This window comes from Nocardioides sp. QY071, from assembly GCF_029961765.1.
Taxonomy (GTDB): Bacteria; Actinomycetota; Actinomycetes; order Propionibacteriales; family Nocardioidaceae; genus Nocardioides.
The window spans coordinates 4,033,927-4,059,468 of sequence record NZ_CP124681.1; the positions used below are offsets into that span (position 1 = coordinate 4,033,927).

Below are 25,542 nucleotides of genomic sequence, written 5' to 3' on the forward strand. Positions count from 1 at the left end.
CTCGGCCCGCCTCAGCAGGCCGAGCCCACCGATCCGAGGGCGGTTGTGACCGTCGCGTGGGCGGCTGTCCGGCTCTTCTTCAGCTTCGCGACCTTCTTCTTCAACTTGGTCACCTGCGCTGTCCTGCGCGCCTTCCTGGCCTTCTTGAGCTTGGCCTTGGCGCTCTTGAGCCGCTGACTGACGTCGGCGAGGACGGCCTGTGCGGTGCTCAGGGCTTGGGTCGCCGCCGTGCACGCCGCGCTGCCCGGGCCGGCGGTGGGCCCAACGCCACCGCCGCCACCACCCGCCGCGCGCACCGCCGGCGTGCCCACCGTCGTCACGGCCTGGGACACGTCGCCGACGGTCGCCGTGACCCGCACCGTGATCACCGCGTCCTGCTGCGCCGCGGTGAGCAGCAGGCTGGTGGCGGTGGGTCCGCTGGCGCCCGGGATCGGGGACGCGCCCGCGAACCAGGCATAGCTGAGTACGACGTCCGCCGGCGTCCAGGAGCCCGGCGACACGGTCAGGGTCTGCCCGACAGCTGGAGTGCCGCTGATGACCGGCAGGACGGTGTTGGTGACGGTCGGCTCGACCGGCTCCTCGGGTACGGCGAGCGCCGCGCTCCGGGCCTCGCCCGGCTCGAAGCCCTCACGGCTGGCCGTGATCTCGACCCGCAGGGCATGGCCGGCATCTTGGGCGGTGACCCGGTAGGTGGACGCCGTGGCTCCGGAGATCGGGTCGCCGTCGCGCAGCCAGCGGAAGGTCGTGCCGGCGGGTTGCGGGATCCAGTCGCCCGAAGCGGTGAGCACGACACCGGGAACGACCGGGTCGCCCTCCGCCACGTCGGCCGTCACCGACGGGTCGCCCACGGGCACCAGCGCGGGCGCCGGGGGTGGGGCAAGGGTGACGTCGACCGAGGCCGACCGACCGTCGGCGGTGGTGACGGTGAGCAGGGCCGAGGGCTCGATGCCGGCGGCGAAGGCGTGGTCGACGACGCGGCCCGTGGCGGTGGCGCCGTCGGCGAACAACCAGTCGACGCTCAGCTGCTCGTCGCCGCGGCCGTGGGAGCCCGAGGCGTCGAAGCGGTAGCTCCCGCTCGTCGGCCCGGTGAGGGTCGCCGACGCGACCGGAGCGTCCGGCGACGCCTCGACCGACAGCTCGACCTCGACCAGCGTGGGTGCCACCGGCTCGTCCGCGGCGAGGGCAGTCGCGAGCAGGCCGCGCTCGCTCGCCCCCTTCGCCGCCGGGGCCGGGTCCGCGAGCTCGACCTCGACCCGCCACAGTCCGGGCGCCGGGTCCGCCAGCCGGAGCCAGGTGACGCCGTTCTCGTCACCCGAGGTGGTGCCGGGGTCACCCGCGTGGACGACCTGGCCGTCGGGGCCGAGCAGCGAGATCGCGACCGGCGTCACCTCGGCATGGCGGACCCGGGCGACGACACCGTCGGTGAAGGGCGGCACCTCGCTCTGCGCCGGGGTGATCGAGGACGTCTCCATCTCGACCAGCTTGCGGGTCTGACCGGTCATCGCCTGCCGGAACGCATCGCGATACAGCTCCTGACCGAGCGCGTTGGGGTGGAAGGAGTAGGCGACCTTGCCGTACGCGTCGGGCCAGCTCAGCACGTCGTTGATCAGCGGGTTGAAGGCGCTGTCGGGGTTCAGCTCGCCGTCGACGCACAGCTCGTGGCCGGCGAACTCCTCCGCCACGGGCACGTAGATCACCGACCGGTCCGGGTGTCGCGCGCGCACGTTCTCGAGCGCCTCCGCGATCTCCTCGTTGAGCTGGTCCACGAAGCCGTTGAGCAGCACGCCCTCGACCGGGTCGATCACGCTCAGATCGCCGAAGGGCGTCACCTCGCACGCCTTCGACGCGCGGCCCGCTCTCAGCTGCCTGGGATAGTCGGCGACGTAGAGGGTGGCGTTGGGCGCCTCCGCGAGGACCTTCTCGTACGACGCCTCGAGCCTCTTGCGCAACACGTCGGCGTACACGAACAGGGCCGACGCGTCCCGGTCGCGGTCGCCCGTGGCCCGCTTGAGGGCGAGGTAGTAGTCACGGATCGCCATGCCGCACTTGGCCATGCCGATGACGCTCGCCGTCTCGAGCGGGCACTCCGCCAGCACGTCGGCCGCGCTGGTGACCACGTCAAAGCCCTTGTTCAGCTCGACCTCGGTGCGCGCCAGCCACTCCCAGCGCACGCCGGAGTTGCCGTACAGGTCTGCCGCGCACGACTGCAGGGGGTTCAGGCAGGCCTTGATGATGCCGCCGAAGTCGGCGTCGTTGCCTCCCATGGTCATCGTCACCGCGCGGGTGGCCTCGCTGAGGGAGTCGGTCTGCGCAGGCTCGTTCTCGTTGTCGGGGTTCGGCTCCACGAGGTCCTTGGTGACCGCGCCGCTGCAAGCCGCGAACCGCGCCGGCGCCAGCCACGACGAGAGCTCGGGTTCGGCGGACAGCAGCCGGGAGTAGGAGCCACGGCTGGAGCGGTGGCAGGTGTTGCCCGCCTGGTCGCCGGTGACCAGCGCCCAGGCCTTCTCCCAGGTCGCGGGCCCGCCCGTGGAGTCGATGTCGGTGGCCGAGCCCGCACTGAACTCGGGCACGCCCTCGCCCGCACTGAAGGAGTCGCCCAGGGCGACGTACTTCGCGGGCCCGAACACCAGCCGGTGCGTGGCCAGGGTGCCGCCGGCGTAGACCGCGATGACGGTGAAGTAGCCGCCCAGGCCCGGCGTCCCCAACGGATACGACGCCTGCGTGGTCCCGGCGGGCCAGGTCGTCGAGCTGACGCCCGCGGGCAGCACCCGCCAGGATCCGCCGGTGAGCGAGTCGCGGGTGTAGACGCGGTAGCCGGTCACCGTCTTCCCCGGCAGGCTCACCGGGTCCCAGTCGAGCTCGATCCGCTCCTCGGCGCCGTCGTCGACCTTGTCGATGTCGAGGCGGGTGTGCGGCGTCAGGCCGTCGTGGACATGGATCTCGTCATCGATGTTGATCGGGGTGCCAGCGGTCTGAGTCAGCATGCTCTGCGCCGTGTCGAGCTGCATCACCCGCACGACCTTCTCCTTGATCGCCTCGACGTCGCCGATGGGCGCTCCGGCGGGATCGTCGTCGTCGGTGCCGATACCGGGCATGACGATCGTGTCGACCTGGACGGACGCCCCGGGCGGCAGGATCATCGCGGCGTCCTGGGTCTGCTCGTTCGGTCCGTACACGTAGCGGGCCTGGTCGGCCGGGGCGTTCTCGGGTCGCTCTCCGAGGGCGAGTCGCACGTTGTAGAGCGTCGGCCCGACCTCGTCGCAACCGGGGCCGATCGCGGCGCAGGTGCTGTTGGTCAGGGTCGTGGTGACCCGGTACGGCATCCAGCGCTCCACCTCGCCGTCGACCGTGACGCTGAGCGTCAGGGCGGATCCCGCCCACACGTGCAGCGGATGCTCACTGCGGGCGACCAGGGTGAGCGGCGCGTCGAACGGGTCCAGCACCGAGTCGTAGGTCGCCTCGAGGTCGTAGAACCCCTCCTCGTCGCCGCGCACGGTCCAGCTGATCGTCTGGCTGCCGCCGGCCGGAATGGCCGGAACCGTGCGGGTCAGGGTCTGCTGCTGGCCGTCCCAGGTGGTCGCGAGAGCGAGCCCGGACGGGAGGTCGAGGGTCGCCAGGCCGGGACGGAAGGTGGCTCCGCCGGTCCCGAGGTTCTGCACGATCATCGAGACGTCGAAGAACTCCTTGGCCCACGATCCCCGCACCGGGATCACCAGCCACTCGATGATCGGGGCGCCCTCGACGACGGTGATCCGCGGCGTGTACGTCGAGCCGCCCAGCACCAGCGAGCCACCGCCACCGCCGCCACCGCCCGGGCAGCCGCCCGAGCAGCCCAGGTAGTAGCCGCCGCCCTCGACCGCCGTGAGCGTGACCGGCAGGGACTGCGGCTGGTAGGTGCCGGGCTCGTCGGGCTCCTCCACGACGAAGTGGAGCCGGATCTCGGCCTCGAAGATGTGCTGGTTCTCCGCGGCGTCCAGGTCGATGCCGCGGTCCCAGAGCTCGTCGAGGGTCAGCGGGTGGGACTCGAGCACCGCCGAGCCGACGTCCCCGCGGACCAGGGAGACGTCGAGGCTGCCGCCACCGTCGCTCAGCGTCGCCGTGACTGTCGCGGGCAGGTAGCCCGGCGCCCAGACGTCGACGGCCGTCGACCCGTCGGGCAGGCCGTGCAGGGTCATGCCCCCGGAGCCGTCGGTGACGCCGCTGATCCGGGTGCCGTCGGGCATCCGCACCGAGGCCTGGGCCCCCGACAGCAGGGCGTCGCCGTCCCGGATCGTGACCTGGAGTCCCGGCGTGACCGGTGTCTTGCTGACCGTCACCGTCGTGGTGGCGGTGGCGACCTCAGTGCCGGCCGTCACGGTGAGGGTGACCGGGAAGGTGCCCGCGCTCGCGTAGGTGTGCCGTGCGGCGACGCCGCTGCCATGGGCGCCGTCGCCGAAGTCCCACTCGTAGGAGTCGATCAGCGCGGCCGGCCGGGAGGCGCCCGCGTCCAGGGTGACCGGCGTTCCGGCAACCGCGGCGACCGGCTCACCCCCGACCGCCACGAGCGGCTCGGGCAACAGCGAGGTGACCCTCACGATCCGGGTCGTGGTGTTCTCACCATCGCTGACCAGCACCCGGACCGCGAAGGAGCCGACGGTCGCGAAGACGTGGTCGACAGCCTGCACCGGCTCCACGATGCCGCCGGTCAGCGCGCCGCTGCCGTCCCCCGGCTCGACCCGGTAGGTCAACGGGTCGTGCTCCGGGTCGTCGGCTGCGATCTCGATCCGGGCTGCGTACGGCGCCGCCCCGGTCAGTCCGGGCGCAACCGTCACCTCGACGGTCGGGGCGTGGTCGGCCGGCCGGATCGCGGACGTCGGCGGCGCGGTCGCCGTTGCGGAGTCGTAGCCGGCCTTCGACGCGGTGACCCGCAGGCCGATCTCGGCGTCCAGGTCGTCGTCGGTGAGGACGTAGGTCGCGTCGGTGGCGCCGTCGATCGCGCTGCCGTCGCGCAGCCACTGGTAGGCATAGCCCTCGACCGAGACTGGCGCCCAGGTCCCGGGGTCGACGGTCAGGGTCCGCTCCACCCGGGTGCTGCCGAGGATCGTGGGCGCGGTCACATTGGCCAGCGCACCGGGCGTCACGGCGACGGTCTCCTCGGAGGTGGCCCGGGCCGGGTCGTACTGGTCCCGCGACGCGGTCACCTCGACGCTGATCCGGGCGCCGAGGTCCGCAGCGCGCAGCACCCGGGTACGGGCGGTGGCCCCCGGGATCGGGGTGCCGTCACGCAGCCACTGGAAGGCCGGCGTGGTGCCGGTCGGGGTCCAGGTGCCGTCGGTGGCACTCAGCGTCTCGCCGACGCGCGCGGTGCCGGTGACCGTCGGGCGGGTGACATTGGCGACGACATCGTAGGTGACCGGCGCGGTCGCGGCGCTCGCCGACTCCGCGGGCGCATATCCGGCCAGGGTGGCGGTGACCGCCACCGTGATCCGGGCGTTCGCGTCGGCCGGGACCAAGGGGTACGTCGCCGCGGTGGCGCCGGGGATCGGCGCGCCGTCACGGCGCCACTGGTAGGTCGTCGTGACGCCGTCCGGAGCCCAGCCGCCGGCCGTCGCGCTCAGCGTCTCGCCGACCCGCGCGGTGCCGCTGACCTCGGGCACGGCGGTGTTGTCGAGCGCGCCGAGCGCCACCGGAGCCGACTCGACACTGCGCAGCACGGCCGGCTCGTAGGCATCGCTGCTCACGCTGACCTCGACCGCGATCCGGCCGTCGACGTCCACGGGCCCGGGCACGTACGACGTGCCGGTGGCCCCGGCTATCGGCGTCCCGTCACGCAGCCACTGGTAGGCGGTCTCCTCCGGCGTCGGGTCCCAGCCATTGCCGGCGATGGTCAGCCGGACCCCGACCTGCGGGGTGCCTTCGACCGCGGGCGCGGCCACGCTGGTGAACTGTCCGGGCGCGATCGGGCCGACCTCGGCCGTGGTCGCGAAGCCGGGGTCGTAGTCGGCACGGGTGGCGTCGATCCGGACCGAGATCCGGTGCTCGAGGTCGGCCGCCCGGAGCCGGTAGGTCGCCCCGGTCGCGCCGATCGGCTCGCCGTCGCGCAGCCACTGATAGGCCAGGCTGAGGTCGGCGGTGTTCCAGGTGCCGGAGTCGACGCTGAGCTCCTCGCCGACCCGGGTCACGCCGCTGACGGACGGGCTCGTCGTGGCGGCGATCAGGCCGTGGGTCACTCGTGCGCTCTGTGGAGAGGTCGAGCTGGTGGGCGCGTACGCCGTCTTGGTCGCGGTGACCTCGACCGCGACCCGGTGGGTCGCGTCGGCCTCGGTGAGCAGGTACGTCGGTCCGGTCGCGCCGGCGACCGGCTCGCCGTCGCGCAGCCACCGGTACTCCGGCGTGACCTCGGCGGGACGCCAGCTGCCGACGTCCGCGGTCAGGGTCTCGCCGGAGCGCGGGATCCCGGTGACCGTCGCCGGGCTCAGGTTGTCGATGACGCCGAGGGCCACCGGGTCGGTCTCGGCGCTGTCCTGCGAGGTGGTGACGTACGCGTCCTTGGCGACCGTGGTCCGCACCGAGATCCGTGCGCCGAGGTCGGCGGCCGCGAGCGGGTAGCTGGTCCCGGTGACGCCGGTGGGCTGGCCGTCGCGCAGCCAGGTGTAGCTCCGGCTCACCGATCCCGGCTGCCAGGTGTCGCCTGCGACGCTCAGCGTCTCCCCCACCCGGACCGTGCCGCTGATCGCGGGCGGCGTGAGGTGGGTGATGATGCCCTTCTGCACCGGTCCGACCGCCGCCGCCCAGGCCTCGCGCGGGAGGTGGCCGAGCTTGGTCGCGGTGACCCGGACGCTGATCTGGGCGTCGAGGTCGGTGCCGTAGAACCAGGCGTTGTCATTGGTGGGTGTGTACGTCGAGCCGGTCGCCGACGACAGCACGGACCCGTTCCGGTACCACTGGTAGGTGTAGCTCGCGTCCGGGTAGCTCCAGGTGCCGACGTCGACGCTCAGCGGCTCGCCGATCCGCGCGACGCCCTGGATCGTCGGCGGCGTGAGGTTCTCGATCCGGGGCGCGAGGACCGCGTTCGCGGTGCCCGTCTGTCCCAGGGCGAGCACCAGGTCCTCGGCGTCACCGAGAGAGCCGGCGTCGTCGAAGTACTCGGCGGCGTGGGTCTCCTCGAGCCGGTAGCCGACCCGGTACGTGCCGGCGGGCAGCGCGCCGATCCGGAAGGTGCCGTCCGCCGACGTGTACCTGGTGAGCAACGCCTCAGGAGCGCCGGTGTCAGGGTCGACCCGGTAGGCGGTGACACCCACATCCTCGAGTGGCTCGCTCGCGGAGCCGGTCACGACGCCGCTGATCGCCGCGCCGACCGGGAGGCTGGTCTCGATGGTCGTCACCTCACCGAGCCGCAGCACCACGTCACTGGCCCCGGCCAGGTCCGCGCCACCGTGGAAGGCGGCCAGGTGGACGTCGTCGTTCGGGGCGAGCCCGACGCGGTAGGTGCCCTCGGGCTGCCGGCGGAAGCGGTAGCGGCCCTCGAAGTCGGTCGAGCTCCAGGCCACGGAGTTCCACGAGCCGCCGTCGTCGCGGTAGAGGATCGCCGTGGCGCCGCGCAGGGGTGTGCCGTCGGGATCGCGAACGGTCCCGGCGAGGGCGCCGCCGACGACCGCCAGGCTCGCGTCGGCCGTGGCGGTCGCGCCGAGCGTGACGGCGACCGGCGTGGCCTGGTCGTAGCCCTCCGCGTCGTCGTAGTACTCCGGGCTGTGGAAGTCCTCGTTGCTGACGTCGAAGTACAGCAGGTAGTCGGCAGGCGGCAGCTGGTCGATCCGGTACCGCCCGTCCTCGTCGGTCAGCGCCGAGCGGTAGGCGCCGGACGACTGGGCGCTCACCCAGATGCCGGCGAGCGGTCCGCTGTCGTCGGACACGACGCCCGAGATCGCGCCGTACCGCAGCTCGAGCACGGCGTCGACCGTGGTGTCCTGACCCACGACGACGCTCACGTCGTCGTACTGCTCGGTGCCGTGGAGCCCGTCGCTGGGCGCGAACTCGACCCGGTAGGTACCCGAGCCGAGACCACCGACCGCATAGTTGCCGTCCGAGCTCCAGGCGTTGCCCGCCCACGACCAGTCGTCGCCGGTCGTGGCCTGTCGGTAGACGGAGACCGAGACATCGCCGAGCAGGTCGCCGGCCTCGTCCCGGATGGTGCCGGTGACCCGCCCCGCCGTGCTCAGCTCGGCGTCCGCGGTGAACGTCTCGTGCTCGCCGAGCACGATGTCGGTGGCCTCCTCGAGACTGGTCCGGTCGTCGAAGTACTCGTCGACGTGCTGGCCGTCGGTGGCGTGGAAGCGCAACCGGTAGGGCGTGCTGGGGGTGAGGTCGCCGATCGCGTAGTGCCCTTGCGCGTCGGTGTGGGTCCTGTCCCACCAGTACCAGTAGTCGTAGACGGGCTCGTAGCGGTAGACGGTCACGGAGGTGTCGCCGAGCGGCATGCCGCCCTGGGCGGTCACGGTGCCGGTGACCGAGGAGCCCAGCGCGAGCCGGGCGTCGGCGACGACGGTCTCGTCGCCGGCCACCACGACCCCGGTGGCCTGCTCCAGGCTCGGCTGGTCGTCGTAGAACTCGCTGACGTGGACGCCGCTGTGGTCCTCGAACTCGAGTGCGTAGCGGCCAGGGTCGACCGGGATCCGGTACCTGCCGTCGGCCTCGGTCTCCCAGCAGCAGCTCGTCGAGCCCCCGTCGTCGCCCCCGGGGACGCCGGTGTGCAGTTGCACCGAGATGCCCCCCAGCGGCGTGCCGTCCTCGTCGGTGACCTGGCCCGTGATCGAGCCGCGCAGTCCCAGCTCGGCGTCCGCGACGACGCTCGAGCCACCGGCCAGGTGCAGCACCTCGGCCTGCGCGAGGGTGGGCTGGTCGTCGTAGTACTCGCTGGCGTGGATGTCGTCCCACGGCAGGAAGGCGACCCGGTAGTCGCCGTCGGGCAGCCCGCCGACCTCGTAGGAGCCGTTCTCGTCGGTGTAGCCGTAGAACTCCTCCGCCACGACCTCTCCGGAGACCTCGCGGTAGACCTCGACGCTGATATCCGACAACGGCTCCCCGTCGGCGCCGGAGACCTGACCGGAGATCCGGCCACCGCGCGCGAGCGCGGCGCTCGCCGTGAACTGCTGCTCGTCGGCGAGCACGATGTCGGTGGCCTGCTCGACGCTCTGCTCGTCGTCGTAGAACTCGCGCACGTGCGCGCCGTCGTAAGCCGAGAAGCCGACACGATAGGTCGTGCCCGGCGTGAGGCGGCGCAGGGCATAGTGCCCCTCGGCGTCGGTGGAGGTCGAGCGGGTCCAGTCCCAGTAGTCGTAGTCCGCGTCGTACTCGTAGAGCCGCACCTGGATGTCCTCCAGCGGCGCAGCCGTCTCGTCGGTCACGATGCCGGAGATCGAGGCGCCGGGGCTCAGCACCGCGTCGGCGGTCAGCGTCGCGGCATCCGCCACGGTGAGCGGATCGGCCGCCTGCAGGCTCGACCGGTCGTCGTAGTACTCGCTCACGTGATCCCACGCGAAGAAGCCGACGCGGTACTCGCCGTCCGGCAGCGGACCGACCGAGTAGCTGCCGTCCTCCTCGGTGTAGCCGTAGTACTCGTCGTACGCGAGGTCGCCGTCGTTCTCGCGGTAGACCTCGACGTCCGCCTCGGCGAGCGGCTGGCCGTCGGAGCTCGTGAGCGTGCCCGAGATCAGACCGCCCCAGTGCAGGGCGGCGTCGATGCCCGGCACGAGAGCACCCGCCGCGACGAGGAGGTCGTCGGCCTCGCCGACGCGGTCGGCCTGCGGGTGGTAGCTGGTGAGGTAGCGCTGCTGCGGGTCCTCGAAGCCGATCCGGTAGGTCCCGGCCGGCACGGCCAGCTGGTAGCTGCCGTCGCTGCCCGTCAAGGTCGTGACGGAGTCCTCGGTGACCGCGTCCCAGCACCAGTCCCAGTACGGATAGCCGTCGCCGTCGTCGTCGTAGTGGCACCAGGCGATGACCTGGATGCCGGCGAGCGCCCCGCCGGTGTCGGCGTCGGTCACGGTGCCGGAGATCGTGCCCGGGACGTCGGCCGGCGCCGCGGCGGCTGCGGCGGGCGCGCTCAGGGAGGCGCCGAGGCCGAGCGTCAGCAGGAGCGAGCAGACGACCGCCAGGATCCGCCGCGCGGTCGCGGTGCTCATCCTGCCGACCCCTGACCGGAGACCTCGACCCCTGCGCAGCTGCCCTTCTCCCGGTCGCCCATGCCGTCGACCCGCCACTCGCCGTCCTGCTCCACGACTCCGATCACGACCGGGATCACCTCGCGGGGCTCACGCTGCGGATCGGAGGCGGACTTCTGCGACCATCCGGCGATCCAGACGCAGGCGCGGACCAGCGTCACGCCCTTGGCGTTCGGCTTCGCGATGCCGACGACGGTCACGGGAAGCGGTCCCGGGAAGTACCGCCCCCGCTCCCGCCGGGTGTAGAGCGCCATCCGCTCCAGGCCGGCCTCGGTCATCGTCGGTGCGGCGGCCGCGAGGTCGTCCTGATCGGCGTTCACAACCTCCGCGAAGGCCGAGGCCCAGCGCTGTACCGCCTGGGCCTCGGGACGGGCCTGCAAGTCGCTCGGGGCCGGTGACTGGGCCGTCGTGGCGGGCGCATCCGAGGACGAGACAGCTACCGGCGCGTCCGTGGCGGCATCATCCGAGCACGCGGCGAGGCTGCCGACGAGCACCACGGCGAGCAGGGTGCCGCCGCCCATCCGTCGCGACAGATGGGACGAGAAGGACATGCGGCCACCTTGGAGCGAGGGAACCCGGATCGGATCCGGAGTTTAGGGGCAGCCGCGACGGCGGTGGCGGGCTTTGCGCGTTTCTTGACTATCGACGGTTCGTGGTTCAGCTCAGCAGCTGAGCCACCAGCGGCGCGACCTCGCGCAGCGCCCTGCCGCGGTGGGAGATGGCGTCCTTGTCGTCGCGGGACAGCTCGGCGGTGGTCAGGCCGGGGCGCTCGGTGGCGACGAACAGGACGTCGTACCCGAAGCCGCCGCTGCCCCGCACCTCGCGGATCACGCTGCCGTCCATCCGGCCCTCGACGACGAGCTCGCGGCCGTCGGGGTGGACCACGGCGACGGCGCAGGCGAAGTGCGCCGAACGACGCTCGTCCGGCACGTCGGCGAGCTGGGCGAGGAGGAGCTCGTTGTTGCGCTCGTCGCTCTTCGGAGGGCCCGACCAGCGGGCGGAGAGGACGCCGGGCATGCCGTTGAGGGCGTCGACGCAGAGGCCGGAGTCGTCGGCGAGGGTGGGCAGGCCGGTGGCGGCGACGCCGGCGCGGGCCTTGAGCAGCGCGTTGCCCTCGAAGGTCGGCTGGTCCTCGACCGGCTCGTCGAAGGGCGTGACGTCGTCGAGGCCGACGACCTCGACGGTGCTCATGTGCTCGGCGAGGATGCGGCGCATCTCCTCGAGCTTCTTGGCGTTGCGCGAGGCGACGAGCACCTTCACGACGAGAGCGCCTCGCGCTGCATCCGGGTGAGGTCGGCGCAGCCCTTCTCGGCGAGAGCGAGCAGCGCGTCGAGCTCGGCGCGGTCGAAGGCGACGCCCTCAGCGGTGCCCTGGACCTCGACGAACCGGCCGTCACCGGTCATCACGACGTTCATGTCGGTCTCGGCGCGCACGTCCTCGACGTAGGGCAGGTCGAGGCGGGGCACGCCGTCGATGATGCCGACGCTGACGGCGGCCACCGAGCCGGTGAGCGCGGCGGGGACCTTGAGCTTCGCGCAGGCGTCGGCGAGGGCGACGTACGCGCCGGTGATGGCGGCGGTGCGGGTGCCGCCGTCGGCCTGGAGGACGTCGCAGTCGAGCTGGATGGTGTTCTCGCCGAGCGCCTTGTAGTCGATGACCGCACGCAGCGAGCGGCCGATCAGGCGGCTGATCTCGTGGGTGCGGCCACCGATGCGGCCCTTGACCGACTCACGGTCCGAGCGGGTGTTGGTGGAGGCCGGGAGCATGGCGTACTCGGCGGTGACCCAGCCCAGGCCCGAGCCCTTGCGCCAGCGCGGCACGCCCTCGGAGGCGGAGGCCGCGCACAGCACGCGCGTCTTGCCGAACTCGACCAGCACCGAGCCGGCGGGGTGGTCGAGCCAGTTCCGGGTGATCTTGATCTGCCGCAGCTCGTCGTCGGCGCGGCCGTCCTCGCGGGTGGTCATGGGCCCAACCTACCGAGCGGCGGCGAGGGCCCTCCGCACTGCCCAGGGCCCCAGGTCCCGCGCCCGACGGCCGAACCACGGCGCGCCCTCGGTCACCATCCAGGCGACGTCGCGGCGCCAGCTCGGCTCGCAGCCGCCACCCGGCTCGAGGCTCGGCAACGGGAGGTCCAGACCCACGGCGCGCAGCCGCTCGGCCCATGCCCGGGCCAGCGCTCGGTGCCCGAGCTCGGAGGGGTGGAAGCGGTCGATCGACCAGCAGGTCCGGTCGACCACCTCGGGCATCAGCGCGAGGTCGAGCCGCAGGCCGCCGTACGTCGCGTGCAGGTCGTCGTAGACCTCGTTGACGAGGGTGATCCGCTCGGCCATCGGCCGCACGAGCACGCGCGGCAGCCCCAGCAGCGCGGCGTGGTCGTGCCACCGGACGGTCATCAGGGTCGCCCCGCCGTCGACCAGCGCACCGGCGACGTGGCTCAGGTCGGCGTGCAGCCGGTCCGGGTCCCAGCTGGAGCGGAGCGTGTCGTTGACCCCGACGAGCAGCGAGGCCAGGTCGGGCCGGTGCGCCAGCGCCTGGTCGAGCTGCTGCTCCCGGACGACTGCAGCCGTCGCCCCCGAGAGAGCGACGTTGCAGAACGAGACGTCGTACGACGCCTGCAGCGACTCGACCAGGAGCCGGGCCCAGCCCCGCCAGCCGCCGGCCGGGAGCGGATCGCCGAGGCCGACGGTGGTGCTGTCGCCGAGAGCGGCGAAGCGGAGGTATCCGTTGCCCACGGAACACCACCGTGGCGAAGCCCGCTACGCGCAGGCCCCGCCACGGTGTCGTGTCCGCCAACCTTCGATGAAGGGGTGGGGCTACTTGAACTCGATGCGCAGCAGCCGCATGGTGCCGAGGACCAGCGGGACCACGAGCCACAGGAATCCGGCCACGGCGAACTGCGCCCACTCCTCGCCGGAGGGCTGGTAGTCGCCGGTGAACAGGGGGGTCTGCGCGGTGTTGAACTCGATCCAGGGCGCGACCTTCTCGAAGCCCGAGCTGAGCGCGCTCAGGATGCCGGCGGCGATCGGGAGGATCAGGCTGTAGGCGAAGTAGGCGACGATGCCGGCCGGGGTGTTCATCAGCAGCATCGCGATGGCGAAGCCGACGAAGATCCCGATCAGGTTGGCCAGCACGAAGCCGTTGAACAGCAGGTTGCCGTCGACCGACCACTCCGGCGAGCTGCCGGTGAGCGCGCCGATCGCGGTGAACACGACCGCGAGCAGGCCGGCCAGCACCATCACGACCGCGCCGAGGCTGATGCCGGCGAGGAACTTCGCGGCCACGACCCGCGATCGCTTCGGCTCGAGGGTGAAGGTGACCAGGCCGTTGCGCTGGGACTGCTCGCTGGTGACCAGCATGATGATCAGGATCGGCAGGAAGTAGCCGAGCACACCGCCGGCGACCGGCAGCATGTCGCCGAGGTCCTTGGAGTCGTCCGGGGCGACGAGGGTGTAGATCAGCAGCACGACCGAGACCAGGCCGACGATCGAGGTGGCGAACCAGAAGCCAGCACGGGTGTCGATCGCCTTGCGCAGCTCGACGCCGACCAAGCGGCTCAGCGGGGTGCGCGGCGTACCCGAGATGTCCAGGGTGGGGACGGCGGTGGTGCTCATGCGGGGATACCTCCGGGGGTCGGGGCGCCGAAGCCGGGGACGGCCTCTCGGGCGTCGGCCGAGGTCAGCTCGAGGAACAGGTCCTCCAGGCCGGCGCCGCCGGACCGGAGGTCGGTGAGGACGACACCGGCCGACAGGGCGGCGCGACCGACCTGCTCCGGGCTCGCCTGCACCTTGAGGCCGGGGCCGGCGGGCTCGACCGCGTGACCGGCGTGAGTCAGCGCCGCGCCGAGAGCGGCGTTGTCGAGCGAGGTGACCATGGTGACCGGGGTGCCGTTGGCACCGGCCAGCAGCGTCTCGCGGTCACCCTGGGCGACGATCTTGCCGCGGCCGATGAGGATCATCTCGTCGGCGATCTGCTCGACCTCGTGGAGCAGGTGGCTGGACAGCAGCACGGTGCCGCCCCGGTCGGCGTACCCCTTGAGCAGGCCACGCATCCAGCGGATGCCCGCCGGGTCGAGGCCGTTGGCCGGCTCGTCGAGGATGAGCACCGACGGGTCGCCGAGCAGCGCGTGCGCGATGCCGAGGCGCTGCTTCATGCCGAGCGAGTAGTTGCGCAGGCGGCGCCCGGCCTCGTCGTCGTTGAGCCCGACCAGCGCGAGCATCTCGTCGACGCGGGTCTTCGGCAGGCCCATGGTCTGCGCGGCGATCGAGAGGATCTCGCGGCCGGTGCGGCCCACGTGCTGCGCCGACGCGTCGAGCAGGGTGCCGACGTGGCGCCCCGGGTTGGGGATGTCGTGGTAGCGCAGGCCGCCGATGGTGACGGTGCCGTGGGTCGGCAGGGTGAGGCCGACCATGACGCGCATGGTGGTGGTCTTGCCCGCGCCGTTGGGGCCGAGGAAGCCCGTGACGCGACCGGGCTGGCACACGAAGCTGACGTCGTCCACGGCTGTGTACGCGCCGTAGGTCTTGGTGAGTCGATCGACGGTGATCATGGCTCCAGCCTGCCCGAACCGAAGGGCGGCCACATCGAACCCGCGTCGCGAGTCGCCCCGACCAAAGTAGGTGTCGTCCCGGTCCCGGGGCGCTGCACCTACCGGTTCCCGAGGCCCTAGTGGCACGTCCGAGAAGTTCTGAAGCGCTTCGCGCACCCACAGCACCCACCTCGCGGCGTTGCCGACGCTTGCGAGACGACCCGGTATGGCTGCGCGCCGGCGCCTTGCGATGCACGCACCGTGAGCACGCCAACCGTTCCACAACTTCACGGACGCACCACTAGCCTCGGACCGTGGACACGCCGGACGACTACCAGCCGCGCCTGCGCTGGTACAACCAGCTGTGGCGCTACGTCCTGGCCCTCGCGCTCGGACTGCTCGTCTGGGGGCCGGTGATGGACGCCCAGGTCGACGAGAACCCGCTGCTGTTCTGGGCCGATCTCGTCGTCGGCCTGCTGGCCTTCGTGCTCGTCTGGTTCCGCCGGCGCTGGCCGTTCACCATCGCCGTGGTGACCATCCTGATGGCACCGATCAGCTCGCTCTCCGCGGGTCCGGCCGCCCTGGCCACCGTCTCGCTGGCGACCCGGCGGCGCTGGTGGCAGGTGATCACCGTCGGCGCCCTCAACGTGGTGTTCAGCCTCGTCTACTACGCGGTCCAGCCCAGCGAGTCGGTCGACCCGTGGTGGGTCAACCTGTCGGTCACTGTCGCGGTCGTGCTCGCCATCACCGCCTGGGGCATGTACATCGGCTCGCGCCGCGAGCTGATCTGGACCCTGCGGCAGCGCGCCGAGACGGCCGAGGCCGAGCGCGACCTGCGCGCCACGCAGGCACGCTCCACCGAGCGCGCCCGCATCGCCCGCGAGATGCACGACGTGCTCGCCCACCGGATCTCGCAGATCTCCATGCACGCCGGCGCGTTGACCTACCGCGAGGACCTCTCTGCCGACGAGATGCGCAGCAGTGTCGCCGTGATCCAGGCCAAGGCCCACGAGGCGCTCACCGACCTGCGCGAGGTGCTCGGCGTACTGCGAGACGTCGACGGCGCTGCCGCCACCGGTCCGCTCACCGGCCCCCAGCCGACGTACGGCGACCTCGAGGCGCTGGTCGCCGACGCCCGCGACGCCGGCGCCGCGATCGAGTACGACGACGGCCTGGCCGGCGGCGAGCCGCTTCCCGACGCCGTGGGCCGCACGGTCTACCGGATCGTGCAGGAGGGCATCACCAACGCCGGCAAGCACGCCCCCGCGGCCACCCTGCGGATCTCGGTCAGCGGCTCCCCCGCCGACGGCGTCGACGTCGTGCTGCGCAACGCGCTGGGCTTCGGACCGACGCGCACCCCGGGCGCCGGTCTCGGCCTGGTCGGGCTCACCGAGCGGGCCGAGCTGCGCGGCGGGACGCTCACGCACCGCTTCGAGCACGCCCCCGGCGGGACCGGCGCCGAGGTCTTCGTGCTGCACGCATGGCTACCGTGGGCCGCCGAGCCCGGCCAGGGAGAGGACCACCCGTGACCGACCAGATCCGCGTCATCGTCGTCGACGACGACCCGTTGGTGCGCTCCGCGCTGACCCTGATGCTCGGCGGACAGGCCGACATCGCGGTCGTCGGCGAGGCCTCGGACGGCCGCGCCGGCATCGCCCTGGCCCGCGAGCTGGCCCCCGACGTCGTCCTGATGGACATCCGGATGCCCGTCCTCGACGGCCTTGCCGCCACCCGGATCCTGCACTCCGACCCCCGGCCGCCGCGGGTGATCGTGCTGACCACCTTCGACGCCAACGACTACGTCGTGGGCGCCCTCGCCGCCGGCGCCGACGGCTTCCTGCTCAAGGACACCGCTCCGCCCGAGATCGTCGCCGCCCTCCGCAAGGTGGCCGACGGCGACCCGATGCTGTCGCCCTCGGTCACCCGCACCCTCATCGAGCGGGTCCGCACCACGTCCGGCGACAGCCGCGCCGCCGACGCCCAGCGCCGCCTCGACCGGCTGACCGAGCGCGAGCTCGAGGTCGCCGGCGCGGTCGGGCGCGGACTGTCGAACGCCGAGATCGCCCGCGAGCTGCACCTGTCCGTGCCGACGGTGAAGGGGCACGTGTCCAAGCTGTTCGAGAAGCTGGAGACCACGAACCGGGTCCAGATCGCGCTGACGATCAGGGATGCGGGGCACCCGGTGGAGTGAGCTCAGAGCTCGTAGACCGTCCCCTGCACCGCCAGCTCCGTCGGCCCGTCGTACGCCGCCTCCGCCTCGGCCAGCATCGTCGCGGCGTCGTGCCACGGCGGGACGTGGGTGACCACGAGCCGCTTCGCGCCGGCCTTGGCGGCGACCTCGCCGGCCTCGGTCCCGGTGAGGTGGAGGTTGGGCGGGTTGTCGTCGCAGGAGCGGAAGGACGCCTCGCACAGGAACAGGTCCGCGTCGGCGGCGATGTCGCCGAGGGCCGCGGTCGGGCCGGTGTCGCCGCTGTAGGCGAGCACCTTGCCGAAGGCCGAGACCCGCAGGCCGTACGCCGGGACGGGGTGGTCGACCTCGTAGGGCTCGATCAGGAACGGGCCGATCTCGATCGGGTCGGCGTAGACGCGGAAGGAGAACTCCTCGCGCATGCCGGGCTTGCGGGGCAGGTCGTAGGCCTTGGCCAGCCGCTTGGCGGTGCCCTTGGGCCCCCAGACGGGGATCTTCGGCTGGGTGCCGGTGGGGTGGTACTTGCGCAGCACGTAGTAGCTGGTCATGTCGACGCAGTGGTCGGCGTGCAGGTGGCTGATGAACACGGCGTCGACCTGCAGCGGGTCGACGTAGCGCTGCAGCGCGCCGAGCGCGCCGTTGCCCATGTCGAGCACCAGGCTCCAGGTGCGCAGCGAGTCGACGGCCTGGACGAGGTAGCAGCTCGCGGGCGAGTCCGGTCCCGGGTAGGAGCCGGAGCAGCCGACGATCGTCACCTTCACCGTGTTGGGCGCCGGTGGCACCCGCAGCACCGTCGTCGCCGGCGCCACCACCGCTGCGCTCTCCTCGTCACCCATCAACGCACACCCCCTGCGAACTGACCTGCCGCGACGAGCTCGGGTCCGAGGAACCGACGCCCGATCGTCTCGAACTCCGCCGGGGAGCCCGTCGTCGTGAAGGTGTACGACGGGTCGCCGGTCGGCCGCATGAGGCCGGAGTCGGCCAGCATCCGGTAGACGTCCTTGGCGCACTCCTCCGCGCTGCTCACCAGCGTGACGTCGTCGCCCATCACGTAGGAGATGACGCCGGTGAGCAGCGGGTAGTGCGTGCAGCCGAGGATCAGGGTGTCGATGCCGAGCTCGGTGAGCGGGTCGAGGTACTCGTGGGCCACCGCGATGAGCTCGTCGCCGCCGGTCACCCCCGCCTCCACGAAGTCGACGAAGCGCGGGCAGGCGCGCGTGGTGAGGGAGATCTGGGGGGCCGCGGCGAACGCGTCGTCGTAGGCCATCGACTCGGCCGTGGCGCGGGTCGAGATGACGCCGATCCGGCCGTTGCGGGTGGCGGCGACGGCGCGCCGGGCGGCCGGGTAGATCACCTCGACCACGGGGACGTCGTACCGCTCCCGGGCGTCGCGCAGCATCGCGGCCGACGCGGAGTTGCAGGCGATGACGAGAGCCTTGACGCCCTGGTGGACGAGGTGGTCGAGACACTCCAGGGCGTACTCGCGCACCTCGCCGATGGGCTTGGGGCCGTAGGGCTGGCGGGCGGTGTCGCCGACGTAGGTGATCGACTCGTGGGGCAGCTGGTCGATCACCGACCGCGCGACGGTGAGGCCCCCGAAGCCCGAGTCGAAGATCCCGATCGGAGCATCGAGATCCGACCCTCCGCGATGGTTCACCTGCCGCACCCGGTCAGACTACGGCGTCGTGGTGTCCGCAGTCGGCATTCCGGGACCGAGATCACGTCGGTCCCCGGATCCTGACCCGCGCGACGTAAGGTCGGGCAGGTGACTCACCTGCGCCGACCTGCCGCCGTCCTCGCCGCCGCGCTCGCGGCCTCGTTCCTGGCCGCGCCCGGCACCGCCACCGCGGACCGCGGCGAACCGGCCCGCGCGAGCGTCAACGACAAGCACGTGATCGCGATCTCCGTCGACGGCCTCAACCCGCGTGCGCTCAAGCGGCTCGGCCGCGCCGGTACGCCGAACCTGCACCGCCTCATCAAGGACGAGGGTGCCGGCACCGTCAACGCCCGCACCCAGCTCGAGATGACGGTGACCCTGCCCAACCACACCAGCATGGTGACCGGGCGCCGGATCAAGGCGAGCAAGGGTGGGCACGGCGTCACCTGGAACGACGACAAGGTGACCAAGACCGTGCAGCAGGCGGCGGGCCACGACGTCGCCTCGGTGTTCACGCAGGTGCACGAGGGCGGTGGCACGACCGCGGTGTACGCCACGAAGTCGAAGTTCTGGCTGTTCGAGAACTCCTGGCCCAAGGCCGTCGACGACACGTTCATCCGGGTCGAGAAGAACGCCGCCGTCGTCAAGGAGCTGCGCAGCGACCTCGCGTCCGACCCGGCGACGTTCTCCTTCGTCCACCTCGGCCGCCCCGACCAGATCGGGCACCGTGACGGCTGGATGACGCCGACCTACCTGAAGGCGGTCGCCAAGGTCGACAAGCTGGTCGGCACGATCATGGAACAGGTGAGGTCGACGCCGGCGCTGCGCGACAACACCGTCATCGTGCTCACCTCCGACCACGGCGGCATCCCCGGGACCCGGAACCACGGCGTCAAGACCAACCGCGAGGACTACCGGGTGCCGTTCGCGTTCTGGGGCGCCGGCGTGCCGAACACCGACCTCTACGCGCTCAACCCGGGACGCGCGAAGCCCGGCCGGACCCGGCCCGGCTTCGGTGCCTCGCCGCAGCCGATCCGCAACGGCGAGGTCGCCAACGTCAGCCTCGACATCCTCGGCCTCGGCGCGGTGCCGGACAGCCTGTGGGACCGCGACCAGGACCTCACCTGGAAGTGATCAGCGCCGGCGCAGCTCGGCCTTCGTCGGCCACGGGTTGAGCCGGCAGCCGCCGGTGCCCTTCGACTGCTGCATCATCACGGGGGCGAGGGCGCCGGGTCGCGGGCACGACGCGTGGCGGTAGCCGAGCCAGTGGCCGGTCTCGTGGTTGACGACCATGTGCTGGTAGTCGCGCAGCGGCAGGTCCGCCTTCTTCCACGCCGGTGACGCACCGCGCCACCGGTCGAGGTTGATGATCACGTTGCGACCCACGCGGCACGACCACTGGGCGCTGCACGCGCTCGAGAAGCTCGGCACCAGGCGCGCCCGGGACAGCCACAGCGTGAACGCGCCACCGCGCTTCACCTGCTTGAACCGCAGGCCGGGCCGCTTGCCGGACCAGCCGCGCGGGTCGTCGTACGTCTCCTGCGCGAGGACCCGGAACTCCCGTCGGGTCTTGCGACCGATCTCGCCGCGCACCCGCACCGAGTAGCGGATCACTCGCGGCTCGGCCTGCTGCTCGACGCGCACCTGCGGGGCGCCGGCGTCGGCGGAGGCGACGGAGACGACGGGTGCGACCAGCCAGGTGGACAGGGCCAGCAGCAGGCCCAGGAGGATCCTCACGGGGCCATCATGGACCCTAGGCCCAGAGCTGGCCTTCGAGCCGGTCCTCGGCCTCGTCGACGGTGCCCTCGTAGGCGCCGGTGGAGAGGTACTTCCAGCCACCGTCGGCGACCACGAACGCGATGTCGGCGGCCTCGCCTGCCTTGACCGCCTTGGCGGCCTGGCCGAGCGCGGCGTGCAGGATCGCTCCGGTGGAGATGCCGGCGAAGATGCCCTCGAGCTCGAGCAGCTCGCGAACGCGTCGTACGGCGTCGCGCGGGCCGACCGAGAAGCGGCTGTCGATCAGCTCGGCGTCGTAGAGCTCGGGGACGAAGCCCTCGTCGAGGTTGCGCAGGCCGTAGACGAGCTCGCCGTAGCGGGGCTCGGCGGCGACGATCTTCACGTCGGGCTGGGCGCGGCGGAAGAACCGGGAGACGCCCATCAGGGTGCCGGTGGTGCCCAGACCCGCGACGAAGTGGGTGATCGAGGGCAGGTCGGCGAGCAGCTCGGGACCGGTGCCCTCCTCGTGGGCGAGGGCGTTGGCGGCGTTGCCGTACTGGTAGAGCATCACCCAGTCGGGGTGCTCGGCCGCGATCTGCTTGGCGACGCGCACGGCCTCGTTGGAGCCGCCGGCCGCGGGCGAGGAGACGATCTCGGCGCCCCACATCCGCAGCAGCTGGCGCCGCTCCTCGGAGGTGTTCTCCGGCATCACGAACACGCAGCGGTAGCCCTTGAGCTTGGCCGCCATCGCGATCGAGATGCCGGTGTTTCCGGACGTCGGCTCGAGGATCGTGCAACCCGGACGAAGTGTCCCGTCCTTCTCGGCCTCCTCGATCATCTTCAGGGCCGGGCGGTCCTTGATCGAGCCGGTGGGGTTGCGGTCCTCGAGCTTGGCCCAGATCCGCACCTCCGGGCTGTCGGGGGCGCCGGGCGTGTTGAACGGCGCCGACAGTCGCGGCAGCCCCACCAGCGGCGTGTTGCCGACGGAGGTCAGGAGACTGTCGTAGCGCACCATCTGCTCGTGCTCAGCGAGCGCCGCCGGCGACGGCCGGCAGGATGACGACCTGGTCGCCGTCGGAGAGCTCAGCCTCGAGGCTGCCGATGAACCGGACGTCCTCGTCGTTGATGTAGATGTTGACGAACCGGCGCAGCCCAACACCGTCGCCCGAGATCTCGAGGAGTCGCTCCTTGATGCCGGGGTGGTTGGCCTCGAGGGAGTCGATCAGCGCGCTCAGCGTGCCGCCGTCGGCGTTGACCGCCTTCTCGCCACCGGTGTAGGTGCGCAGGATGGTCGGGATCCGGACCTCGATGGCCATGTCAGCTGCTCTCCTCTGCTGCTTCGGTGCTGCTGGCGACCGTGACCTCTTCCTCGGTCACGACGCCGTCGACGATTCTGTAGGACCTGAACTCCACCGGGCCGGGGTTATTCCCGTGCTCGCGCGTGCTGACCAGCACGTAGTGCGCTCCGGGCTCGCTGGCCAGGTTGATGTCGGTCACGCTGGGGTACGCCTCGGTCGCGGAGTGCGAGTGGTAGATCACCACCGGCTCCTCGTCGCGGTCGTCCAGCTCGCGGTAGAGGCGGAGCAGGTCGGTCGAGTCGTACTCGTAGAAGGTCGGGCTGCCCGCCGCGTTCACCATCTCGATCAGCCGCGCCGGCCGGTCGCTCCCGATCGGGCCCGCGACCATCCCGCACGCCTCGACCGGGTGGTCCCGCTTGGCGTGCTCCACGATGGCGTCGTACGTCGCCTGGTCGATCTGCAACACGCGGTCAAGGGTATTGCTTCGTCGGTGCCCACCCGAATCGGGCTCACGCCACGGACTTGGCGCGGATCCGCTCGGCCGTCGGCCAGCGCACGTCGCGCGCCCAACCCAGCTTCTCCAGCACCCAGATGATGCGCGCCGAGGTGTCGAGCTGGAACCTCTTCACGCCGTGGCGGGCCGAGGTCGGGTCGGCGTGGTGGAGGTTGTGCCAGGACTCGCCGCCGGACGGGATGGCGAGCCACCACACGTTGCCGGAGAAGTCGCGGGAGGCGAACGGCCGCTCACCGAGGGTGTGGCAGATCGAGTTGATCGACCACGTGACGTGGTGGATCAGGCCGATGCGCACCACCGTGCCCCAGAAGAAGGCGGTCAGCGCGCCCTGCCACGACCAGGTGAGCAGGGCACCGAGGACCGGCGGGAGCAGGATCGAGGTCAGCACCCACAGCCAGAACAGCCGGGAGATGCGCAGCAGGTCGCGGTCCTTGGCGAGGTCGGGGGCGTACTTGTCGATCGGGGTCTGCTCGGGGTCGAACAGCCAGCCGACATGCGCCCACACGAAGCCCTTGGTGAGACCGCGCAGGCTGTTGCCGTAGCGCCACGGCGAGTGCGGGTCGCCGTCCTTGTCGGAGTACTTGTGGTGCTTGCGGTGGTCGGCGACCCAGCGGATCACGGGCCCCTCGATCGCCATCGAGCCCAGGACCGCGAGCGTGATCTTCACGGCCCGGTTGGGCTTGAACGACTTGTGCGTGAAGAGCCGGTGGTAGCCGACCGTGACGCCGTGCAGGGTCAGGCCGTACATCACGAAGGTGATCACGACGTCGCTCCAGCCGAGCCAACCGCCCCACGCGACGGGGATGGCGGCCAGGAAGGCGACGAACGGGACGGCGATGAACAGCCCGAGCGCGAGCCGTTCCCAGAAGCCCTGGGTGTCGCCACCCATGGTGGCCCTGGGGGTCGGCGGCTGCGGACGCTCGTCGATCGCGGTCACACGACCAGCCTACGTGGGGATCCGGTACCTGCGCTCGGGCCGTCCAGTGCCGCCGTACTGCAGCCGGACCTCGGCGGTGCCGATGTCGACGAAGTGCTCGAGATAGCGCCGCGCGGTCACCCGCGACAGGCCCACCGCGTCCGCGGTCTCCGACGCCGAGATCTCCCCCGCCGCCCGCGCCGCCTCGAGCACGAGGTCGGCGGTCTCGGGGCTCAGTCCCTTCGGCAGTCCCTGCGGTACGACGCCCTGCGGACCCGCCCCGAAGGCCCGGTCGATCGTCGCCTGGTCGACCTCCTCCTCGTGCCCGCCGCCACCGCCGCCCGGCAGGGTGGCCAGCGTGGCCGCGACCCGGCGCAGGCGGTCGGCGAGGTCGTCGTACTCGAAGGGCTTGACGAGGTACTGCATGGCGCCGCCGTGGAGGGCGGCGCGGACGGCGGCGGCGCCGCGTTCGGCGGTGACCATGACGACCGCGACGTCGCGGCCCTGCTCGCGGGACTGGCCGCGCAGCCGCTCGAGCACCTCGAGGCCGGACAGGTCGGGCAGGTGCACGTCGAGGAGCACCAGGTCGGGCTGCAGTGCGGCGGCGAGCTCGAGCGCCTCGCCGCCGGTGCGGGCGGTGCCGACGACCTCGAATCCGTCGGTCTGCTCGACGAACCGGCCGTGGATGCGCGCGACCATGAAGTCGTCGTCGACGACGAGGACCTGCAGCGCCCGGTTCACGGTCGCCCATCCTGACCGATGGCGCCGCCGATGGGGAGCACCACGCGGAACTCGGCGCCGCTGTCGTGCTCGCCGTCCTCCTCGGGATCGGCGTCGTCGACGACGACCTCGCCGCCGCGCTGGGCACAGATCAGCCGGACCAGCGGCAGCCCGATGCCGCGCCCGCCGAGCACCTCCTCCTTGGTGGAGAAGCCGCGCACGAAGATCGCGTCGCGCAGCTCGTCGGGGATGCCGGGGCCGTTGTCGCGGACCCGCACGTGGACCGCGCCGGCCTCGGCGTGCACCCACACCTCGACCAGCGGGTCCGGCCGGCCGGCACACGCGTCGACCGCGTTGTCGACCAGGTTGCCGAGGACCGTGGTCAGGTCGGCACTCTCGTCGGGCGCCAGCGCGGGCAGCCGGGAGCCGGGGTCGAGCTCGAGGGCGACCCCGCGCTCCTCGGCGACCGCGTGCTTGGCGACCACCAGGGCCGCGACCGCGGGATCGGCGAGCCGCTTCGCGACGTGCTCGCCCACCTCGGCGCGGTGCCTGGTGAGGGTGCCGACCAGGGTCGCCACCTCGTCGTACTCCCCCAGCTGGACCAGTCCGGAGATCGTGTGCAGCCGGTTGTCGAACTCGTGGGTCTGCGCCCGCAGGGTGTCGGTGATCGACAGGTTGGAGCTGAGCTGGCTCTGCAGCGACACCAGCTCGGTGCGGTCGCGCAGCGTGGTGACGGTGCCGATGCCGCGCCCCCCGGAGGAGGCGTCGCCGCGGTTGAACACGACCACGCGGGTGCCGACGAGGGCGAGCGCGTCGCGGACCTCTGCTCCCTCGCCGGTCAGCAGGGCGACGACGTGGGGGTCGAGGCCGAGCTCGTCGACGCCGCGCCCGACCGGGTCGGGGCCGGCGTCCAGCCCGAGCGTGGCGCGGGCCGCGTCGTTCATCGCGGTCACCCGGCCGTCGGTGCCGACGCCGACGACGCCTTCGCGGATGGCGTGCAGCAGCGCCTCGCGGTGGTCGGCGAGGTGGGCCAGCTCGGTGGTGCCGAGGCCCCGCGTCGAGCGCCGTACGACGCGCGCGACCAGCCAGGTGCCGACCAGGCCGAGCAGCGCGCCGAGCCCCAGGAACAGGCCCAGCTCGGGGACCGCCTCAGCGAGCTGGTCACCCAGGGAGGGGTACGCCGCCTCCGCCACGATCGCGCCGACCGCGCCGTTGTCGCCGGGCAGATCCGCGATGACGGGTGCGTACGCCGCCACCCGCCGCTCTCCGCCGGCCACGACGTCGACGGTGCCCCCGCGGCCGGCCGCCACGTCGCCGCGCCCCAGGTCGGCCTGCTTCCCGACCCGGCTCGCGTCGGTGGCGGCGAGGACGGTGCCGTCGGGACCGACCACGAGCACGTCGGTCGCACCGGACAGGCGCACCCCGCGCTCGGCGTACGACGTGAGGTCGGCCGTCACCTGCCACAGCTCGGTGCCGCCGCGGACCTCCTCGAGCGCGGTGCGGACGAAGTCCTGCACGGCGACGTACTCCGCCAGCGAGCGCATCTGCGCACCGCGCTCCTCGGCGAAGTCGGCGTTCGACTGGCGGATGCTCAGCACGCCGACGGCCGTGAGCAGCACGACGATCACGAGCAGCTGCAGGAGCAGCACCTTCGCCGCCAGGGTCAGCTCTCCGCGACGCCAGCGCAGCGGGTTCATCGGCGTGACCACAACGACCACAACCTCCTTTGCGTCCGCAAGCGTGACGGCCGCCACAGGCCACGGACATGCTGGCACGGATCGCCCGTGACGGCGGTCACCACCCAACCCGGAG

At 72.1% G+C, this 25,542-nt stretch carries 19 protein-coding genes; 3 read left to right on the forward strand and 16 right to left on the reverse strand.

Annotation, left to right across the window (positions count from 1 at the left end; genetic code table 11):
* Positions 1 to 11: 11 nt before the first annotated feature.
* From QI633_RS19475 to QI633_RS19505, 7 genes are all read right to left on the reverse strand, one after another.
* On the reverse strand, positions 12 to 10,157 hold the full coding sequence (locus QI633_RS19475; protein WP_282426778.1) for a carboxypeptidase regulatory-like domain-containing protein: 10,146 nt from the start codon (positions 10,155 to 10,157) through the stop codon (positions 12 to 14).
* Positions 10,154 to 10,747 carry a hypothetical protein gene (locus QI633_RS19480; RefSeq protein WP_282426779.1) on the reverse strand — a complete coding sequence of 198 codons (594 nt, stop codon included), beginning with the start codon at positions 10,745 to 10,747 and terminating at the stop codon, positions 10,154 to 10,156. Before QI633_RS19480 ends, QI633_RS19475 begins: the two co-directional genes overlap by 4 nt.
* A gap of 106 nt (positions 10,748 to 10,853) precedes the next feature.
* Positions 10,854 to 11,456 carry an RdgB/HAM1 family non-canonical purine NTP pyrophosphatase gene (gene rdgB, locus QI633_RS19485; RefSeq protein ID WP_260805843.1) on the reverse strand — a complete coding sequence of 201 codons (603 nt, stop codon included), beginning with the start codon at positions 11,454 to 11,456 and terminating at the stop codon, positions 10,854 to 10,856.
* Complete coding sequence (rph, locus tag QI633_RS19490) at positions 11,453 to 12,160, reverse strand: ribonuclease PH (protein WP_141797848.1); 708 nt, start codon at positions 12,158 to 12,160, stop codon at positions 11,453 to 11,455. Before rph ends, rdgB begins: the two co-directional genes overlap by 4 nt.
* 9 nt (positions 12,161 to 12,169) lie before the next feature.
* Positions 12,170 to 12,928 (reverse strand): SGNH/GDSL hydrolase family protein, encoded by a 759-nt coding sequence (locus tag QI633_RS19495; protein WP_282426780.1) that lies wholly within the window; start codon positions 12,926 to 12,928, stop codon positions 12,170 to 12,172.
* A gap of 81 nt (positions 12,929 to 13,009) precedes the next feature.
* Positions 13,010 to 13,807: an ABC transporter permease gene (locus QI633_RS19500; RefSeq protein ID WP_141797846.1), complete on the reverse strand. Its 798-nt coding sequence runs from the start codon at positions 13,805 to 13,807 to the stop codon at positions 13,010 to 13,012.
* The gene (locus tag QI633_RS19505) at positions 13,804 to 14,742 is read right to left on the reverse strand and encodes an ATP-binding cassette domain-containing protein (protein ID WP_141797845.1); all 939 of its coding nucleotides are present in this window, start codon (positions 14,740 to 14,742) and stop codon (positions 13,804 to 13,806) included. Before QI633_RS19505 ends, QI633_RS19500 begins: the two co-directional genes overlap by 4 nt.
* Before the next feature lie 293 nt (positions 14,743 to 15,035).
* Here QI633_RS19505 and QI633_RS19510 point away from each other — a divergent pair, with 293 nt between their 5' ends.
* Positions 15,036 to 16,250 (forward strand): histidine kinase, encoded by a 1,215-nt coding sequence (locus tag QI633_RS19510; protein WP_282426781.1) that lies wholly within the window; start codon positions 15,036 to 15,038, stop codon positions 16,248 to 16,250.
* Positions 16,247 to 16,912 carry a response regulator transcription factor gene (locus QI633_RS19515; RefSeq protein ID WP_282426782.1) on the forward strand — a complete coding sequence of 222 codons (666 nt, stop codon included), beginning with the start codon at positions 16,247 to 16,249 and terminating at the stop codon, positions 16,910 to 16,912. Before QI633_RS19510 ends, QI633_RS19515 begins: the two co-directional genes overlap by 4 nt.
* Positions 16,913 to 16,914: 2 nt before the next feature.
* Here the strand turns inward: QI633_RS19515 and QI633_RS19520 are convergent, their stop codons facing one another.
* Positions 16,915 to 17,745, reverse strand: a complete 831-nt coding sequence (locus QI633_RS19520) for an MBL fold metallo-hydrolase (RefSeq protein WP_282426783.1) — start codon at positions 17,743 to 17,745, stop codon at positions 16,915 to 16,917.
* Positions 17,745 to 18,575 carry a glutamate racemase gene (murI, locus tag QI633_RS19525; protein WP_260805840.1) on the reverse strand — a complete coding sequence of 277 codons (831 nt, stop codon included), beginning with the start codon at positions 18,573 to 18,575 and terminating at the stop codon, positions 17,745 to 17,747. The genes QI633_RS19520 and murI overlap by 1 nt, the downstream gene beginning before the upstream one ends.
* 99 nt (positions 18,576 to 18,674) lie before the next feature.
* On the opposite strand from murI, the gene QI633_RS19530 reads away from it, so the two are divergent.
* Entirely contained in the window at positions 18,675 to 19,700 is a 1,026-nt protein-coding gene (locus QI633_RS19530; RefSeq protein ID WP_282426784.1) for an alkaline phosphatase family protein, read from the forward strand.
* Here the strand turns inward: QI633_RS19530 and QI633_RS19535 are convergent, their stop codons facing one another.
* From QI633_RS19535 to QI633_RS19565, 7 genes are read right to left on the reverse strand one after another with little or no spacing between them, the layout of a single operon-like run.
* Positions 19,701 to 20,303, reverse strand: coding sequence for a DUF3152 domain-containing protein (locus tag QI633_RS19535; protein ID WP_141797841.1), 603 nt, complete (start codon positions 20,301 to 20,303; stop codon positions 19,701 to 19,703). It abuts the gene before it with no gap.
* 16 nt (positions 20,304 to 20,319) lie between these two features.
* The gene (locus QI633_RS19540) at positions 20,320 to 21,297 is read right to left on the reverse strand and encodes a pyridoxal-phosphate dependent enzyme (protein WP_222117776.1); all 978 of its coding nucleotides are present in this window, start codon (positions 21,295 to 21,297) and stop codon (positions 20,320 to 20,322) included.
* Between the two features lie 10 nt (positions 21,298 to 21,307).
* Positions 21,308 to 21,598, reverse strand: a complete 291-nt coding sequence (locus tag QI633_RS19545) for a MoaD/ThiS family protein (protein ID WP_141797840.1) — start codon at positions 21,596 to 21,598, stop codon at positions 21,308 to 21,310.
* 1 nt (position 21,599) lies between these two features.
* Positions 21,600 to 22,046, reverse strand: a complete 447-nt coding sequence (locus QI633_RS19550; RefSeq protein ID WP_141797839.1) for a M67 family metallopeptidase — start codon at positions 22,044 to 22,046, stop codon at positions 21,600 to 21,602.
* A 43-nt stretch (positions 22,047 to 22,089) separates the two neighbouring features.
* A complete protein-coding gene (locus tag QI633_RS19555) occupies positions 22,090 to 23,031 on the reverse strand; it encodes a fatty acid desaturase (protein WP_260805838.1) in 942 nt (313 codons plus the stop codon).
* 9 nt (positions 23,032 to 23,040) lie between these two features.
* Positions 23,041 to 23,751, reverse strand: coding sequence for a response regulator (locus tag QI633_RS19560; RefSeq protein ID WP_282426785.1), 711 nt, complete (start codon positions 23,749 to 23,751; stop codon positions 23,041 to 23,043).
* Complete coding sequence (locus tag QI633_RS19565; protein ID WP_282426786.1) at positions 23,748 to 25,427, reverse strand: ATP-binding protein; 1,680 nt, start codon at positions 25,425 to 25,427, stop codon at positions 23,748 to 23,750. The genes QI633_RS19560 and QI633_RS19565 overlap by 4 nt, the downstream gene beginning before the upstream one ends.
* Between the last annotated feature and the right edge of the window lie 115 nt (positions 25,428 to 25,542).

Excerpts from the sequence above, each read along its gene's own strand:
- QI633_RS19480 (WP_282426779.1), bottom strand. The coding sequence starts at position 10,747 with ATGTCCTTCTCGTCCCATCTGTCGCGACGGATGGGCGGCGGCACCCTG.
- QI633_RS19565 (WP_282426786.1), bottom strand. The coding sequence starts at position 25,427 with ATGAACCCGCTGCGCTGGCGTCGCGGAGAGCTGACCCTGGCGGCGAAG.
- QI633_RS19540 (WP_222117776.1), bottom strand. The coding sequence starts at position 21,297 with ATGGTGCGCTACGACAGTCTCCTGACCTCCGTCGGCAACACGCCGCTG.
- rph (WP_141797848.1), bottom strand. The coding sequence starts at position 12,160 with ATGACCACCCGCGAGGACGGCCGCGCCGACGACGAGCTGCGGCAGATC.
- QI633_RS19520 (WP_282426783.1), bottom strand. The coding sequence starts at position 17,745 with ATGGGTGACGAGGAGAGCGCAGCGGTGGTGGCGCCGGCGACGACGGTG.
- QI633_RS19545 (WP_141797840.1), bottom strand. The coding sequence starts at position 21,598 with ATGGCCATCGAGGTCCGGATCCCGACCATCCTGCGCACCTACACCGGT.
- QI633_RS19475 (WP_282426778.1), bottom strand. The coding sequence starts at position 10,157 with ATGAGCACCGCGACCGCGCGGCGGATCCTGGCGGTCGTCTGCTCGCTC.
- QI633_RS19500 (WP_141797846.1), bottom strand. The coding sequence starts at position 13,807 with ATGAGCACCACCGCCGTCCCCACCCTGGACATCTCGGGTACGCCGCGC.
- QI633_RS19505 (WP_141797845.1), bottom strand. The coding sequence starts at position 14,742 with ATGATCACCGTCGATCGACTCACCAAGACCTACGGCGCGTACACAGCC.